The sequence below is a fragment of the Pantoea sp. SGAir0184 genome, from assembly GCF_043544755.1.
This window is the reverse complement of the sequence record NZ_CP028050.1, coordinates 170,538-185,496: the sequence shown is the minus strand read 5'-3', so window position 1 is coordinate 185,496 and position 14,959 is coordinate 170,538. Positions and strand designations below refer to the sequence as shown.

Below are 14,959 nucleotides of genomic sequence, written 5' to 3'. Positions count from 1 at the left end.
TTCTTCGCGCGATTTGAAACTATCCCTGCAAATCATCCAGCGCCATATTCAGCCGCAGCACGTTCACCGTTTCTTCGCCGATAAACGGCAGCAGCGGACGCTCGGTGTTGCGCGCAATCAGCGCCTCGACGTCTTTCAGCGTCATGTTGCGCGCTGCCGCGACGCGCGGTGCCTGCCACAGCGCGGCTTCAGGGGAGATGTCCGGATCCAGGCCGCTGCCTGAAGCGGTTACCAGCTCCACCGGCACCGCTGCCGGCGCCTGCGGATTGGCAGCGCGCAGCGCAGCCACCCGCTCCGCCACCGCTTTATCCAGCGCCGGATTACTGGCGGCAAGGTTGCTGCCGCCTGACGCCTGCGCGTTGTAAGGCACGTCGCTGGTGGCCGATGGACGGCCCCAGAAGTGGCCTGGCTGGCTGAACGCCTGACCGATCTGCTCTGAGCCACGCACCGCGCCGTCGCGCTCAATCAGCGAACCGTTGGCCTGCGACGGAAACCACCACTGCGCCAGGCCGGTGGTCAGCAGCGGATAGACCGCGCCGGTCAGCAGGGTAAGCAGCACTAACAATACTATAGCCGGACGTAACTGACTCATTTCTCTTCTCCTTACACCAGGCCCGACAGCGTCAGCAGCAGGTCGATCGCTTTAATACCAATAAACGGCACCACTAAACCGCCTACGCCATAAATCCACAGATTGCGCCGCAGCAGCGCTGCCGCGCTCATCGGCCGATAGCTCACGCCTTTCAGCGCCAGCGGAATCAAAAACACAATCACCAGTGCGTTGAAGATCACCGCCGACAGAATCGCCGAGGCCGGTGAATGCAGCGCCATCACGTTCAGCATATTGAGCTGCGGATAGGTCACGGCAAACGCCGCCGGGATGATGGCGAAGTATTTCGCTACATCGTTGGCGATACTGAAGGTGGTAAGCGAACCGCGCGTCATCAGCATCTGTTTGCCGATGTGCACCACTTCCAGCAGTTTGGTCGGGTTGGAGTCAAGATCGACCATGTTGCCCGCCTCTTTCGCCGCCTGGGTGCCGGAGTTCATCGCCACCGCCACGTCAGCCTGCGCCAGCGCGGGCGCGTCGTTGGTGCCATCGCCGGTCATCGCCACCAGGCGCCCTTCCGCCTGATACTGACGAATCAGCGCCAGCTTGGCTTCCGGCGTCGCTTCCGACAGGAAGTCATCGACACCGGCTTCCGCCGCAATCGCCGCGGCGGTTAACGGGTTATCACCGGTGATCATCACCGTTTTGATGCCCATCTTGCGCAGCTCGGCGAAACGTTCCTTAATGCCGCCTTTAACGATGTCCTTTAACGCCACCACGCCCAGCACCTGCGCGCCTTCGGCCACCACCAGCGGCGTACCGCCGGCGCGCGCCACCTCTTCCACCCGGGCATTAACCTCAGCCGGGAAGCTGCCGTGGCTGGCTTCGATATGACGGCGTACCGCGTCGACCGCGCCTTTGCGGATCAGGCGATCCTGCACGTTGACGCCGCTCATGCGCGTCTGCGCAGAGAACGGGATAAAGCTGGCACCCATGCTGCTGAGATCGCGTTCGCGCAGGTTAAATTTCTGCTTCGCCAGCACCACGATGCTGCGCCCTTCCGGCGTCTCATCGGCCAGCGATGCCAGCTGCGCCGCGTCGGCCAGCTGCTGCTCGCTGACGCCCGGCGCAGGCAGGAACTGCGTCGCCTGGCGGTTACCGAGCGTGATGGTGCCGGTTTTGTCCAGCATCAGCACATCCACGTCACCGGCAGCCTCCACGGCGCGCCCGCTGGTGGCAATCACGTTGGCTCCCAGCATGCGGCTCATGCCCGCCACGCCAATCGCCGACAGCAGTCCGCCGATGGTGGTGGGAATCAGGCAAACCAGCAGCGCCACCAGCACCGTCACGCTAACCGGCGTACCGCCCCAGGCGGAAAACGGCCACAGCGTGGCGGTCGCCAGCAGGAACACAATGGTCAGCGACACCAGCAGAATGGTCAGGGCGATTTCGTTGGGCGTTTTGCGGCGTTTCGCGCCTTCCACCATGGCGATCATGCGGTCGAGGAAGGTTTCGCCCGGATTGACGCTGCACTGAATCACCAGCCAGTCCGACAGGATGCGCGTCCCGCCGGTTACCGAGGCAAAATCCCCGCCGGATTCACGAATCACCGGTGCCGATTCGCCGGTAATGGCGCTCTCATCGACCGATGCGCCGCCCTCCAGCACTTCACCGTCGCACGGGATGATGTCACCGGCTTCCACCAGCACCACATCGCCTTTGCGCAGCGTATCGGCCGCCACCGGCCGCCACTGCGCACCATGAAACGGTTCCGCCAGTTTCTTCGCATCGCTGTGCTTGTTCACCCCTTTCAGGCTGTTGGCCTGCGCCTTGCTGCGCCCCTCCGCCAGTGCTTCGGCGAAGTTAGCGAACAGCACGGTAAACCACAGCCAGATGGCGACCGCCGCGGTAAAGCCGGCGCTGCCGTTCAGCTGCCCCGCCGCCATACCGATGGCCAGCAGCGAGGTGAGCACGCTGCCGATCCACACCAGAAACATCACCGGGTTGCGAAACTGTACGCGCGGATCGAGTTTTTTCACCGCATCCAGCATCGCGGTGCGCGTCAGCGCCGCATCAAACAGCGCCAGTTGTTGACGACTCATGATTCCGTTATCCCTGAATAAGTTGCAGATGTTCCGCCACCGGGCCAAGCGCCAGCGCGGGAACGAAGGTCAGCGCACCTACCAGCAGCACGGTGCCCACCAGCAGTGCGATAAACAGCGGGCCGTGAGTCGGCAGCGTGCCGTTGCCCACCGGCTGAATTTTCTTCGCCGCCAGCGAACCGGCAATGGCCAGCACCGGAACGATGATGCCGAAGCGGCCGACCAGCATGCAGAAGCCCAGCAGCAGGTTCCAGAACGGGGTGTTGGCGCTGAGACCGGCGAAGGCGCTGCCGTTGTTGTTGGCCGCCGACGATACCGCATACAGCACCTCACTGAAGCCGTGAATGCCAGGGTTGGCCATACCGGCGCGTCCGGCTTCGGTCATCATCGCCAGCGCAGTACCCAGCAGCACCAGCGTCGGTGTCACCAGAATCGCCAGCGCGGTCATTTTCATCTCCCACACATCGATCTTTTTGCCCATGTACTCCGGCGTACGGCCAATCATCAGACCGGCGATAAACACCCCGAGCAGCACAAACAGCAGCATTCCGTACAAGCCGGCACCGACGCCGCCGAACACCACTTCGCCCAGCTGCATCAGCCACATCGGCACCATGCCGCCCAGCGCAGTGAAGGAGTCATGCATGGCGTTTACCGCACCGCACGACGCCGCAGTGGTGATCACCGCAAACAGGCTGGAGTTGAGAATGCCGAAGCGTGTTTCCTTGCCTTCCATGTTGATCGCGCTGTCGGCACCCAGGGCCAGAAAGTGTGGATTGCCGCGCAGCTCAGCCCACATCACCGCGACCACCGCCAGCACAAACATGATGCTCATGGCCCACAGCAGCATATGGCCCTGACGGCGATCGCCCAGCTGCTGACCAAAGGCAAAGCACAGCGCGGCCGGGATCAGGAAGATGCTCAGCATCTGCACAAAGTTGGTCAGTGCCGTAGGGTTTTCGAACGGATGCGCCGAGTTGGCGTTGAAGAAACCGCCACCGTTGGTGCCGAGCATTTTGATCGCTTCCTGCGAGGCTACCGGCCCGAGCGGCAGCGTTTGCTGCGCGCCTTCCAGCGTGGTGAAGGCATGATAGGGTTCAAAGTTCTGAATGCTGCCCTGGCTGACAAAAAACAGCGCCATCAGCAGGCTAATCGGCAGCAGCACGTAGACGGTGATGCGCGTCAGGTCGCGCCACGCGTTGCCGAGCGTTTCCAGCGAACGGTTGGCAAAACCGCGCATCAGCGCAAACGCCACCGCAATACCGGTTGCCGCCGAGAGGAAGTTTTGCACCGTTAAGCCCGCCATCTGGCTGAAGTAACTCAGCGTGCTCTCGCCCGCGTACGCCTGCCAGTTAGTGTTGGTGACAAAACTGATCGCCGTATTGAGCGCCAGATCCCAGCTCAGGCCAGGCAGATGCTGAGGATTGAGCGGCAGCGCGCCCTGCCCCATCAGCATCGCCAGCAGCAGCACAAAGCCGAGCGCGTTAAACAGCAGGATGGCCAGCAGATAGTGCGGCCAGCGCATCGCCGCGCCGTCAACGCCGGCCAGACGCCACAGCACGCGTTCGCTGCGCGCCAGCAGGGGTTTATCCGCCACCATCAGCGCCAGCAAGCGGCCCAGCGGCTGCGCCAGCACCATCAGCACCAGCAGATAGCACGCAATCAGTAAAAACGCATTCGCCGCCATCAGAATGCCTCCGCATTAAGCAGGGCATAAATCAGGTAGCCCAGTAATAAAAATACCAGCACGATGCCGGCTATCACGCCCACACTCACAGCAACCTCCAGAGGATTTGGTAGTGCAGCAAGCATGCGCGGCGCGGCATAAAGAAGGGGTAAAAAGGCGCAGATCGGGCGTAAAGAAAGTATAAAAACGCGGGCAGATCAGGCGCTTTCCAGCGCCCAGATGCGATTCAGGTCAACGTTGTGCCACAAGCCGCTGTCCTCAGCGCCGGTGATGGTATCGGTGCAGAAGCTGTCGCCGAGGTCCAGCGCTTCCGGTTTGACCTCGCGCTGCGAATGCAGCGACCAGAACACATGCACTTTGGGCTTCAGCAGCGATTTTTCCCCGGCCTGCACCACCAGCGCCACGCGCCCGGAGGCCAGCCGTACCAGCGAGCCCACCGGATAAATACCGATGGTGCGCACAAACGCGTGCAGCAGCGCACTGTCAAAGTGGCCGCGCCAGCTCAGCATATTGTGCATCGCCTCCGCCGGCGTCCAGCCTTTGCGATACGGGCGATCGGAGGTCACCGCGTCGTAGACGTCACACACCGCCGCCATGCGTGCGTAGAGCGAGATCTCTTCGCCCTGCAGCCGATGCGGATAGCCGCTGCCATCGAATTTTTCATGGTGATGCAGCGCAATATCCAGCAAATCTTCATCCGCATGGGCTTCCATCAGCATTTGCGCACCGACGATTGGATGCTGGCGCATAATCGTAAACTCTTCGTCGGTGAGCTTATCCGGCTTGTTGAGGATGGTCAGCGGCACCGCGGCTTTACCGACGTCATGCAGCAATCCGCCCATGCCCACGCGACGCAGCTGCTGCTCATCCAGCCCCATTTTTTTGCCCAGCGAAATCATCAGACCGCACACTGCCATAGAGTGCAGGTAAGTGTAATCGTCATGATTTTTCAGCCGTGCCACGCTGAGCAGTGCGGTTGGCTCGCGGGTAATCGATCCGGCAATTTCATCGACCAGCTCAAGGGTAAAGGCAAGATCGAGGCCCTGCCCCATGCGCGCTTCGTTGAACATCGCCAGCACCTGCGGCTTGCCCTGGTTGAAGATGCACTGCGCCTGATCCATCTCGCGGAAAAACGGCGTCTGCGGAATGTCTTTTTTCGGCTGCGGCGTGGCAGGCGCGCGCACCGACCGCTCGGGATCGATCCATACCTGCTGGATCCCCTCGTTACGGATCAGGGCGATCTGACGCTTATCGGTGATCAGCATCTGGTTGCGAATGCGTTTGTCCTTGATCCACCAGACCTCAAGCTTGTGGATAAACATGCCTGGCCGCAGCTCGTCAACGGTAATCAGCTTTATCACGATATCGCTCCTTAATATCAGTGGATGGTAAGGAGTGATATCGGCAGCTGAGCAAAAAATCTTCAGGGCGGCGTGACTGGTCGGGACAGGTTCAGGCAACCTGCGTGCCGCGCTGGGCTAAAAAGGCACTCAGCGTCATGACACGGCTTAACTCCTCCTGCGTTCTGGCGTCATTTTCCACTTCCCACTGATCGAGATGACGCTGCAGGTTAAGCCAGAATTCAATCGAGGTGGCGAAAACCCGTGCCAGCCGGTAGGCCATCTCAGTGCTGAGTTTACGGTTGTTATTCACCAGCGCGCTGACGGTGTTGCGATGCACATTCAGCATCTCCGCCAGATCATTCACTTTGAGGTTGAGCGGTTCGAGAAATTCATACTGCAGGACGTCCCCCACGCTGGTGGGTTTGCGCATTGCTTGTTTCATAAGGTGCTCTCTTTGGTACGGGTAGCGGGCCAGAAGGGATCGTTAGCGCTATTTTTTGTAGCGGTGCGGATCCAGATACAGATCCCAGGCTTCGCCTTTTGCCCACTGGAAAATTAGCCGATACTGCGCGTTAACCCGAATCGAATAGTAACCCAGCAGCGGCGGCTTCAACGCTTCAAAACGGTTACCCGGCGGCGAACGCAGATCCTGATGCGAAGTGGCGGCATGAATGATATCCAGCTTACGCGCCAGCGCGGATTCAATCGCACGCGGAATCTGCGCATGCGGTGTCCCATGGGTATAAAATTGTGCCAGCCAGGCCTGACGAAACGCCCTGATTGAACCCATCCTGCTTCCCTGCCTGTCTTACGAACCAGCAGGTAAAATAGTGCACTCATGCACAGTGCTCAAGTGCACTTTTTAACATCATAGTTTATTTCCGATCGGGATTCCAGATCGGCAACCTCAGACCGATCGCCTACGCGTTCAATCGGGCCCATCACCAGCAGGAACAGCAGTGCCGCGACGACACAGTGCGCGCCGACGAACACCAGGCCAATGCTGTAGCTGCCGGTCAGGCCAACGATCACGCCAAACAACAGCGGCGTGATAAAGCCCGCCATGTTACCGATGCCGTTGAAGATCGCGCCGGCGAGGCCAACCGCCTCTTTGGGCGCCGTATCGCTGACCACGGTCCAGGTGCCCGCGCCCGCCGCCACGCCTTTGCCGAAGAAGGCAAACGACATGATGGCGATAATGCCGGCGTTGGAAGGGATCACCGCCGCCAGAATCAGCGAGGCGGCCATCAGCATGCCAACGATGTACGGCGTTTTGCGCGCCCACGACAGGCTCCAGCCGCGCGCCAGCAGCTTATCTGAGATGTAGCCACCGCTGATGCCGCCCAGAAAGCCAAACAGCGCCGGTGCAATGGTGGCGAAACCGGCATCCAGAATGTTCATGCCGCGCGCCTGCACCAGATAGATCGGGAACCAGGTAATGAAGAAGTAGCTAAGCGCGATGGTGCAATACTGGCCGAGGTAGGCGCACCACAGCATGCGGTTGGTGAGCAATGTTTTGAACATCGCTTTGCTGACCGGCGGCCGTGCGCGCAGCGTTTGCGCGGCGTCGATATCCACCAGCGCGCCGCCCTGTTCAATGTAATGTAACTCGCTGGCGGAAACGTGCGGATGCTGACGCGGGCTGCGCATATAGCCCGCCCAGACAAACACTGCCAGCACGCCGATGCCGCCGAGCACAAAGAATGGCCATTCCCAGCCATAACGCGACACCAGCCAGCCGGAGAGCGGTGAGAATATCGCCACGGCAAAGTATTGTGCTGAGGCAAACAGCGACGATGCGCGTCCGCGCTCTGCGCCCGGGAACCACATGATGACTGCGCGGGCGTTGGCGGGAAAGCTCGGCGCCTCAATCAGGCCCAGCGCGAAGCGCAGCGCAAACATCAGCGTCAGCGCCATGGTCATGCCACTGGAAAACTCCCCGACAAATCCCATCAGCAGGGTCGAAACCGACCACAGCGCCAGCGTCACGCCGTAGACCTTTTTGGTGCCGAAGCGATCGAGAATCAATCCGCCGGGGATCTGGCCAATAACATACGCCCAGCTGAAGGCCGAAAGGATCAGGCCGAGCTGGATCGCCGACAGGCCAAACTCCTGTTTGATCGCCGAGCCGGAGATCGACAGGATCGAGCGATCGGCATAAGCGACCACTGACAGGAACAGAATCAGGCAAAGGATCCAGATACGCACATGGCTGTTCTGGCTGCGGTTTTTGCGTTGCAACATAGGCTGAATTCCTTGATGGAGGAGCATCCTGCCCCGAAGCGATGATGGTCAGGAATACCGCGCAGATTTCCCTGTTCAGCAACTATAGGAAGCCAGTGTTGCTCTGGTCATTGTGCGAATGAAGGAATCCGCGCGGCGAAACGGCGCGGGTTTTGGTCGCTGACACAAAGCCGGGTGCGGTAGCGCACAAAATCTTCAATCCGTGCTGGCTTTCGCCGCGGAATGTGCGCCAGCGCTGAGAAAAGAGTTTGCGCGATCACTATGAGCAGGCAAAGCATCCATGCGCGTCGGGCAAATTGTGCGCTACACAGCAAATTACCACGCAGCAGATTGCCAGCTCTGCTGCCGGCTCGTAGGCTGAAAATGATTTCATTGAGCCATTTTTAACACCAATGAAAAATTTATTCTAATAAACAGCTTACTCTGGAGTCTGCGATGAAAACCCTCAAGGCGATACTGTTACTTGGCCTGCTGACCAGTTCTGCTTCCGCGCTGGCGGAGAAGATCGGCGTGTCGATGGCCTATTTTGACCAGAACTTCCTTACCATTATTCGTCATGCCATTGATAAAGAAGCCAAAGCGCGCGGGCTGGATGCCCAGTTTGAAGATGCGCGCGGCGACGTCGGCCGCCAGACCGACCAGGTGCAGAGTTTTATCAGCGCTGGCGTGGATGCCATCATCGTCGATCCGGTGGATTCTGCCAGCACACCACAGCTGACCAGACTGGCGCAGCAGGCGAAAATTCCGCTGGTGTACGTCAACCGCACGCCAGGCGATAAAACCCTGCCGCCCGGCGTGGTGTTTGTTGGTTCGGACGAACGCGAATCCGGCACGCTGCAAATGGAGGCGCTGGCTAAGCTGGCAAATTATAAAGGTAACGTGGCGATCATGATCGGCAACCTGACCGATGCCGGCGCGCTGCAGCGCACCAAAGATGTCGAGCAGGTGGTGGCGAAATACCCAGGCATGAAAGTGGTACAGAAGCAGCCAGCAAATTATGCGCGCAACGAAGGCATGGACCTGATGCTCAACTGGATTGGCAACGGTGAAGCGATCGATATCGTCGCGGCCAATAACGATGAGATGGCGATTGGCGCGGCAATGGCGCTGGCAAAGAGCAATAAAAAGATTCTGGTGGGCGGCATCGACGCCACGCCGGACGGCCTGAAGGCTCTGGCGCAGGATAAGATGCAGGTGACGGTGTTTCAGGACGCCATCGGTCAGGGCAAAACCTCGGTAGACGTGGCGCAGAAGCTGATTAAAGGCGAGAAAGTGGCTTCACACGTGTGGATTCCGTTCGAGCTGGTGACCAAAGAGAATATGCAAAAATACGTCGAGCGCAGCCAGTAGCAGGCGGACACTGCCGGGGCGCGATTGTGGCGAGCTGGGTTGCCTGGTGCGCATGAATGCGCACCCTACGGGCTACCTGTAGGGTCGCCATTTATGGCGATCTGGTTCGTAGTTCAGATGGTGGGCCACTTCCAGCAGTCTTAGCTGAGCTGATCGGATTGTTCAGCCAGCGCTTTGCGTAGGTTTGTGCGTACCCTATGCAGAAAATCGACAGCAGTGGTGCCCCATAAATGAGGATCAAACTCGTCCTGAAAATACGCTTCGAATGTCGTTTCTGGATCCGAACTTTCACTCAAAAAAAGATCAATATCCGCCGCTAGCCCCTGCCAACTGGCGGGATGCTCGTTGCGTAAAAACGCATCAATTTTTGGCTCGATTTCATCACTATCATCTATAAGGTCATAGTCCTGACCAAAATATATTGTAATGAAACAGCCTAGCTCATTGAAATTTGAACGGTTCATGTCAGGCCTTAGGAAACGCAGTAAGAATAAAATAGGGTTTTCCATGCCACTGCTCAAAACGAAGCACCAGCCGAACCCTATAGCAGCGAATAACGTCCGGGGAACCACGACGAATCATGATACCTGTCTGAGTGGCAAAAATTCTCTCCAGTTCCATTTTGGCATTCATTCCGGGAGGGAGATGTTTTACCCACATTTCTATCTGGTGGCTATTGTCCCTGATTACCCGACTAATTAGCTGCTCCGCCTCATTCACTGTCCTGAAGCTACTGGTCGCGTAAAGAGAGGGCCTGCGTTCCAGCCTGGCAACTAACTCTTCAGCTGTTTTACCAATATGGCGTTCAAGCGTGTGTCCGCCAGTGCTGCCCGCTAGCGCTTCATGAACCGCCAGGTTGATGCGACCAGAGCGTACAGCAGCAACGCGCACCGTACGGGTAGCCTATAAACGCCACAGGGGCGCTATTTATGGCGACCTGATTCCTGGTGCGCATGAATGCGCACCCTACAGGTAGTCTGTGAAATTGTAGGGGCGCCATTTATGGCGACCTGGTTACCGGGCACCCTGGTTCCAGGCCGACGCAACCATCACTCGCGCAGTATCGCCATGACGATAATGTCGTGGTACTCGCCCTCGCGCAGGCAGGCTTTGCGCTTCACGCCTTCCTGCTCAAAGCCCAGGCGCTGATACAGACGCAGCGCGCGCTGGTTGTCGTGAAACACTTCCAGCTCAACGCGAATCACGCCCAGCCAGTTAAAGGCATAGTCGATGCCGGTGCGGATCAACCGCTCGCCGATGCCGCGCCCGCTAAACGCCGGATCGACGCCAATACCAAAGCTGAGGCTGTGGCGCGTACGCGGCCGCTGTTCGGTAAACAGCGTCAGCTCGCCCACCATCTGCCCGTCGATCTCTGCCACAAAACCGATATAGCCTTCGCTGTCCATACGCTCGAATTTTTTCTGCCAGGTGGCGACGCTGGGAAACGGCAGCTGCGTGGTCCAGCGATACACCTCGGGATGACTGTATAAACGTTGATAGGCGGCGGCATCGCCCGGTTCGCGTCCGCGAATCTGCAAATCCATGTCGATAATCCCTGTTCAGTTGCACTAAGCTGTTAACTCTCACCGATCGGAAAGAGTGGCCTTATGTTGTATCGTCGTTTTGAACGTTTTATCAATATTTTTCAGGATGCCCCCACCGATTCCCCACCCGCCAGCGTGTGGCCGTTTTACCTCTATTATCTGCGTCAGGTGTGGCCAAGTTTTGTCGCGCTGCTGATTGTCGGGCTGGCGCAGGCGCTGATCGAAGTGGCGCTGTTTAGCTATCTCAGCCGTATTATCGATCTGGTCAATCACACCACGCCCGCCACGCTGTTCAGCGATAACTGGCCGATTCTGCTGTGGATGGCGGCGGTGGCGCTGATGCTGCGGCCGGTGGTGATCGCACTGCACGATATGCTGGTGCATCAAAGCATTAACCCCAGCATGACCAGCATGATTCGCTGGCAGCATCACAACTATGTGCTGCGGCAGAGCCTCAATTTCTTCCAGAACGATTTTGCCGGCCGTATCGCCCAGCGCATCATGCAAACCGGTAACTCGCTGCGTGACTCGGCGGTTCAGCTGGTGGATGCCATCTGGCACGTGGTGATTTACGCCGTGACCTCACTGGTGCTGTTCGCGGAAGCCGACTGGCGCCTGATGATTCCGCTAATCGTCTGGATTGTGGCGTACAGCCTGTCGCTGCGCTTCTTTGTGCCGCGCGTTAAGCAGCGCTCGGTGGTGTCATCCGAGGCGCGCTCGAAGCTGATGGGCACTATCGTTGACGGTTACACCAACATCGCTACCCTGAAACTGTTTGCCCATAACGATCTGGAAAAACGCTACGCGCGCGACGCCATTCAGGAACAGACCGACAAAACCCAGCACGCCAGCCGCATGGTGACCAGCATGGATATCACGCTGTCGACGCTCAATGGCCTGCTGATTGTCAGCACCTCCGGCCTCGCGCTGTGGCTGTGGAGCCAGTCGCTGATCAGCGTAGGCGCCATCGCGCTGGCCACCGGCCTGGTGATTCGCCTGGTGAACATGTCCGGCTGGATCATGTGGGTGGTGAACGGCATCTTCGAAAACATCGGCATGGTGCAGGATGGCCTGAATACCATTGCGCAACCGCTCAGCGTGCAGGATGCGCCGCAGGCGAAAAAGCTGCAGGTGACGCGCGGCCAGATCCGCTTTGAGGATGTGCGTTTTGACTATGGCGGCGGCCGCCAGGTGATTAACCGCCTGAATCTCAATATCAAGCCTGGCGAGAAAATCGGTCTGATTGGCCCGTCCGGCGCCGGTAAATCGACCCTCGTGAACCTGCTGCTGCGGCTGTATGACATCAACGGCGGGCGCATTCTGATTGACGATCAGGACATCGCGCAGGTCACACAGGCGAGCCTGCGCAGTCAGATTGGCATGATCACCCAGGATACGTCGCTGCTGCACCGCTCGATTCGCGAAAACCTGCTGTACGGTCGCCCGGATGCCAGCGAAGCCGAACTGCAGGCGGCGATTGTGCGCGCCCGCGCCGACGAATTTATCCCGCTGCTCTCCGATCCGCAGGGCCGTACCGGGCTGGATGCGCACGTCGGCGAGCGCGGCGTCAAACTCTCTGGCGGCCAGCGCCAGCGTATTGCCATCGCCCGCGTGCTGCTGAAAGATGCGCCGGTTCTGATCATGGATGAAGCCACATCGGCACTGGACTCGGAAGTGGAAGCGGCGATTCAGGAGAGCCTGGAGACGCTGATGCAGGGCAAAACGGTGATCGCCATCGCCCATCGCCTGTCGACCATCGCGAAAATGGACCGGCTGGTGGTGCTGGAGAACGGCGGCATTGTTGAGATGGGTAACCATCGCGAACTGCTGGCGCACGGCGGGCTGTACGCGCGTCTGTGGCAGCATCAGACCGGCGGATTTGTCGGCGTCGATTAATCACCGCGCCGGTAAGGCAGGGCGTCGCGCGCTTCCTGAGCCCAGGCGCGCACCCCTGCCCGCTCCTGCTGCAGAAAATCCCCGACCGCATCACGCAGCCCCGGATGGCACAGATAGTGCCAGGAGTGGGTGAGTTGCGGTTCAAAGCCGCGCACCAGCTTGTGCTCGCCCTGCGCACCGGCATCAAAGCGCTGCAGCCCTTCGGCGATGGCGAAATCCATGCCCTGGTAGAAACAGGTCTCGAAGTGCAGCCGGTCAAACTCCGCCAGACAGCCCCAGTAGCGGCCATACAGCGTGTCGTCATCCACCAGACAGAAGGCCATGGCGGCGGGCTGCTGCTGTAGCGTGGCGATCACCACGCGAATCGCCTGCGGCATCCGCTCCGCCAGCAGGCTGAAGAAGGAGCGCGTCAGATAGGGACGCTGGCCGCGCACCGCGTAGGTGTTGGCGTAGCAGGTATACACAAAATCCCACTGATCTTCACGCAGGTCATCGCCGCGATACCAGTTAAACGCAAAGCCGCTGCTGGCCACCTGTTCGCGCTCTTTACGCAGCTGCTTGCGTTTGCGCGACATCAGCGTGTCGAGAAAGTCGTGAAAATCGCGGTAGCCGCGATTGTGCCAGTGATACTGCACGCCGAGGCGCGCCAGCCAGTCCGGCTGGGTTGCCAGCAGCGCGTTGGCGTGCGGCGTGGTGAAGTTGATATGCGCCCCGCTTAAGCCGTGCCGCTGCAACGCATCGGGCAGCGCCTCCAGCATCGGGATAATCGCCGCCTCATCGCCCAGCAGCCGCGCACCGGTCACCGGGCTGAACGGAATGGCGCCGAGCAATTTAGGGTAGTAGGCGATGCCGGCACGCTGGCAGGCATCGGCCCACGCGTGATCGAACACATATTCGCCCCACGAATTGCGTTTACGGTAGCCAGGCAGCGCCGCCCGCAGCCTGCCGTCTTCGCGCCACAGCAGATGATCCGGCTGCCAGCCGTTTTCCGCGCGCACGCTGCCACTCTCCTCCAGCGCGAGCAGGAAGGCGTGACGCAAAAAAGGTTGATTGTCAGGTAACAGCGCATCCCATTCGGCAGCGGTGATCTCCGCCAGCGATGACAGGTGAAGCAAAGGCATTGGTGGCTCCCGGCCAGCTTAAGGCGAATGCCTAGTTCAGCAGGTTTTGCCGCCGTGCGAAAGGTGCGGCGCACTGAATGTAAAGCGGGTCGTTGCGCCATGCTGCGCACATTGCTGTCGCGGCCCGTGCCACGATTTTTCACTTCGCCTGTGTATACTCACCCTTTTCCTTGCAGGAAATGCCATGGATCGTCTTGATTGTGATCGCATGTTTGTCGCCGTACTCGAAGTCGGCAGTTTTGCCGGTGCCGCCGCCCGGCTCGGCACCAGCAGCGGCCAGGCGTCAAAGCTGGTGTCGCGTCTGGAGCAGCAGCTTGGCGTGCAGCTGTTTAAGCGCAGTACGCGGGCGCTGTCGCCCACCGAGATCGGCCGCGCCTATTATGAGCGGGTAAAAACCCTGCTGGAGGCGTTCGACGCGCTGGATGCCACGGTGCAGGAGAATGCCCGCTCGCCCACCGGCCGCCTGAAGATTAGCGCACCCGGCACCTTCGGCACCGCGGTGCTGGCCAGCGTGCTGGTGGCGTTCGCGCGTCACTATCCGCTGATTGAGCTGGACGTCAACTTCTCCGACCGCGCCGTGAATATCGTCGATGAAGGCTTCGATATGGCGATCCGCATCGGCAAGCTGGACGACAGCAGCCTGATTGCGCGCCGTCTGGGCGAGGTGCCGATTCGCCTCGCCGCCGCGCCCGGCTATCTGCTGCAGCACGGCACGCCGCAGCACTGGCGCGATCTGGCGACGCATCAGTGCATCAGCGACACCAACTTTCGCGATCCCTGGCACTGGCCGTTCGTTACGCCGTGTGGCGACAGCGTCAGCATGCCGATTCGCGGCCGCCTGTGCTTCTCCAACACCGAAGCCTGCCTGCAGGCGGCGCTGGCCGGCCTCGGCATTGCGCGTCTGCCCGGTTTTATCGCTGCACCGGCGCTGCAGCGGGGCGAAATCGTCACGCTGCTGGAGGACTTTGCGCCGCCAGCCATGGGCCTGTTTGCTCTGTATCCGCCCGCGCGCCATCTGGCGCAGAAAACCCGCCTGCTGATCGACTTTCTGGCCGAGCACTTCCGCCTGCATCCGCCCGGCTGATTCCTTCCATTATGGAAACAATAAAAGCCGTTTTGCCC

The 14,959-nt window shown here is 59.7% G+C and carries 15 protein-coding genes; 3 read left to right on the top strand and 12 right to left on the bottom strand.

What is annotated here, in order from left to right:
• Nucleotides 1-19: 19 nt before the first annotated feature.
• The 8 genes from kdpC to C1N60_RS00820 form a co-directional block, all read right to left on the bottom strand.
• Nucleotides 20-592 (bottom strand): potassium-transporting ATPase subunit KdpC, encoded by a 573-nt coding sequence (kdpC, locus tag C1N60_RS00855; RefSeq protein ID WP_021507876.1) that lies wholly within the window; start codon nt 590-592, stop codon nt 20-22.
• A gap of 11 nt (nt 593-603) precedes the next feature.
• The gene (gene kdpB, locus C1N60_RS00850) at nt 604-2,652 is read right to left on the bottom strand and encodes a potassium-transporting ATPase subunit KdpB (protein ID WP_021507877.1); all 2,049 of its coding nucleotides are present in this window, start codon (nt 2,650-2,652) and stop codon (nt 604-606) included.
• Between the two features lie 7 nt (nt 2,653-2,659).
• Complete coding sequence (gene kdpA, locus C1N60_RS00845; protein WP_222951509.1) at nt 2,660-4,339, bottom strand: potassium-transporting ATPase subunit KdpA; 1,680 nt, start codon at nt 4,337-4,339, stop codon at nt 2,660-2,662.
• Nucleotides 4,339-4,428 carry a K(+)-transporting ATPase subunit F gene (gene kdpF / locus C1N60_RS00840; RefSeq protein WP_021507879.1) on the bottom strand — a complete coding sequence of 30 codons (90 nt, stop codon included), beginning with the start codon at nt 4,426-4,428 and terminating at the stop codon, nt 4,339-4,341. Before kdpF ends, kdpA begins: the two co-directional genes overlap by 1 nt.
• A 108-nt stretch (nt 4,429-4,536) precedes the next feature.
• A complete protein-coding gene (locus C1N60_RS00835) occupies nt 4,537-5,700 on the bottom strand; it encodes an HD-GYP domain-containing protein (RefSeq protein WP_021507880.1) in 1,164 nt (387 codons plus the stop codon).
• Between the two features lie 91 nt (nt 5,701-5,791).
• Nucleotides 5,792-6,124, bottom strand: coding sequence for a HigA family addiction module antitoxin (locus C1N60_RS00830; RefSeq protein WP_058775157.1), 333 nt, complete (start codon nt 6,122-6,124; stop codon nt 5,792-5,794).
• A 48-nt stretch (nt 6,125-6,172) separates the two neighbouring features.
• Nucleotides 6,173-6,472: a type II toxin-antitoxin system RelE/ParE family toxin gene (locus C1N60_RS00825; RefSeq protein WP_059013049.1), complete on the bottom strand. Its 300-nt coding sequence runs from the start codon at nt 6,470-6,472 to the stop codon at nt 6,173-6,175.
• Between the two features lie 59 nt (nt 6,473-6,531).
• Nucleotides 6,532-7,926, bottom strand: coding sequence for an MFS transporter (locus C1N60_RS00820; protein WP_058775155.1), 1,395 nt, complete (start codon nt 7,924-7,926; stop codon nt 6,532-6,534).
• Between the two features lie 435 nt (nt 7,927-8,361).
• Here C1N60_RS00820 and C1N60_RS00815 point away from each other — a divergent pair, with 435 nt between their 5' ends.
• On the top strand, nt 8,362-9,276 hold the full coding sequence (locus C1N60_RS00815) for a sugar ABC transporter substrate-binding protein (protein WP_021507882.1): 915 nt from the start codon (nt 8,362-8,364) through the stop codon (nt 9,274-9,276).
• A 140-nt stretch (nt 9,277-9,416) separates the two neighbouring features.
• On the opposite strand, the gene C1N60_RS00810 is transcribed toward C1N60_RS00815, so the two are convergent.
• From C1N60_RS00810 to C1N60_RS00800, 3 genes are all read right to left on the bottom strand, one after another.
• Nucleotides 9,417-9,785: a contact-dependent growth inhibition system immunity protein gene (locus C1N60_RS00810; RefSeq protein WP_227746446.1), complete on the bottom strand. Its 369-nt coding sequence runs from the start codon at nt 9,783-9,785 to the stop codon at nt 9,417-9,419.
• Nucleotides 9,742-10,167 (bottom strand): RNase A-like domain-containing protein, encoded by a 426-nt coding sequence (locus C1N60_RS00805; RefSeq protein ID WP_394521273.1) that lies wholly within the window; start codon nt 10,165-10,167, stop codon nt 9,742-9,744. Before C1N60_RS00805 ends, C1N60_RS00810 begins: the two co-directional genes overlap by 44 nt.
• Nucleotides 10,168-10,325: 158 nt before the next feature.
• Nucleotides 10,326-10,820: a GNAT family N-acetyltransferase gene (locus C1N60_RS00800; RefSeq protein ID WP_394521272.1), complete on the bottom strand. Its 495-nt coding sequence runs from the start codon at nt 10,818-10,820 to the stop codon at nt 10,326-10,328.
• A 63-nt stretch (nt 10,821-10,883) separates the two neighbouring features.
• Between C1N60_RS00800 and C1N60_RS00795 the strand changes: the two genes are divergently transcribed.
• On the top strand, nt 10,884-12,716 hold the full coding sequence (locus tag C1N60_RS00795) for an ABC transporter ATP-binding protein (protein ID WP_394521271.1): 1,833 nt from the start codon (nt 10,884-10,886) through the stop codon (nt 12,714-12,716).
• On the opposite strand, the gene C1N60_RS00790 is transcribed toward C1N60_RS00795, so the two are convergent.
• The gene (locus C1N60_RS00790; protein WP_394521270.1) at nt 12,713-13,837 is read right to left on the bottom strand and encodes a GNAT family N-acetyltransferase; all 1,125 of its coding nucleotides are present in this window, start codon (nt 13,835-13,837) and stop codon (nt 12,713-12,715) included. The genes C1N60_RS00795 and C1N60_RS00790 overlap by 4 nt on opposite strands.
• 184 nt (nt 13,838-14,021) lie before the next feature.
• Between C1N60_RS00790 and C1N60_RS00785 the strand changes: the two genes are divergently transcribed.
• A complete protein-coding gene (locus C1N60_RS00785) occupies nt 14,022-14,921 on the top strand; it encodes a LysR family transcriptional regulator (protein ID WP_058759361.1) in 900 nt (299 codons plus the stop codon).
• Nucleotides 14,922-14,959: the final 38 nt, after the last annotated feature.

What these genes read in the sequence shown, in the direction of transcription:
- kdpC (WP_021507876.1), bottom strand. Translation starts at nt 592, where the DNA reads ATGAGTCAGTTACGTCCGGCTATAGTATTGTTAGTGCTGCTTACCCTG.
- kdpB (WP_021507877.1), bottom strand. Translation starts at nt 2,652, where the DNA reads ATGAGTCGTCAACAACTGGCGCTGTTTGATGCGGCGCTGACGCGCACC.
- kdpA (WP_222951509.1), bottom strand. Translation starts at nt 4,339, where the DNA reads ATGGCGGCGAATGCGTTTTTACTGATTGCGTGCTATCTGCTGGTGCTG.
- C1N60_RS00830 (WP_058775157.1), bottom strand. Translation starts at nt 6,124, where the DNA reads ATGAAACAAGCAATGCGCAAACCCACCAGCGTGGGGGACGTCCTGCAG.
- C1N60_RS00825 (WP_059013049.1), bottom strand. Translation starts at nt 6,472, where the DNA reads ATGGGTTCAATCAGGGCGTTTCGTCAGGCCTGGCTGGCACAATTTTAT.
- C1N60_RS00820 (WP_058775155.1), bottom strand. Translation starts at nt 7,926, where the DNA reads ATGTTGCAACGCAAAAACCGCAGCCAGAACAGCCATGTGCGTATCTGG.
- C1N60_RS00815 (WP_021507882.1), top strand. Translation starts at nt 8,362, where the DNA reads ATGAAAACCCTCAAGGCGATACTGTTACTTGGCCTGCTGACCAGTTCT.
- C1N60_RS00810 (WP_227746446.1), bottom strand. Translation starts at nt 9,785, where the DNA reads ATGGAAAACCCTATTTTATTCTTACTGCGTTTCCTAAGGCCTGACATG.
- C1N60_RS00800 (WP_394521272.1), bottom strand. Translation starts at nt 10,820, where the DNA reads ATGGATTTGCAGATTCGCGGACGCGAACCGGGCGATGCCGCCGCCTAT.
- C1N60_RS00795 (WP_394521271.1), top strand. Translation starts at nt 10,884, where the DNA reads ATGTTGTATCGTCGTTTTGAACGTTTTATCAATATTTTTCAGGATGCC.
- C1N60_RS00790 (WP_394521270.1), bottom strand. Translation starts at nt 13,837, where the DNA reads ATGCCTTTGCTTCACCTGTCATCGCTGGCGGAGATCACCGCTGCCGAA.
- C1N60_RS00785 (WP_058759361.1), top strand. Translation starts at nt 14,022, where the DNA reads ATGGATCGTCTTGATTGTGATCGCATGTTTGTCGCCGTACTCGAAGTC.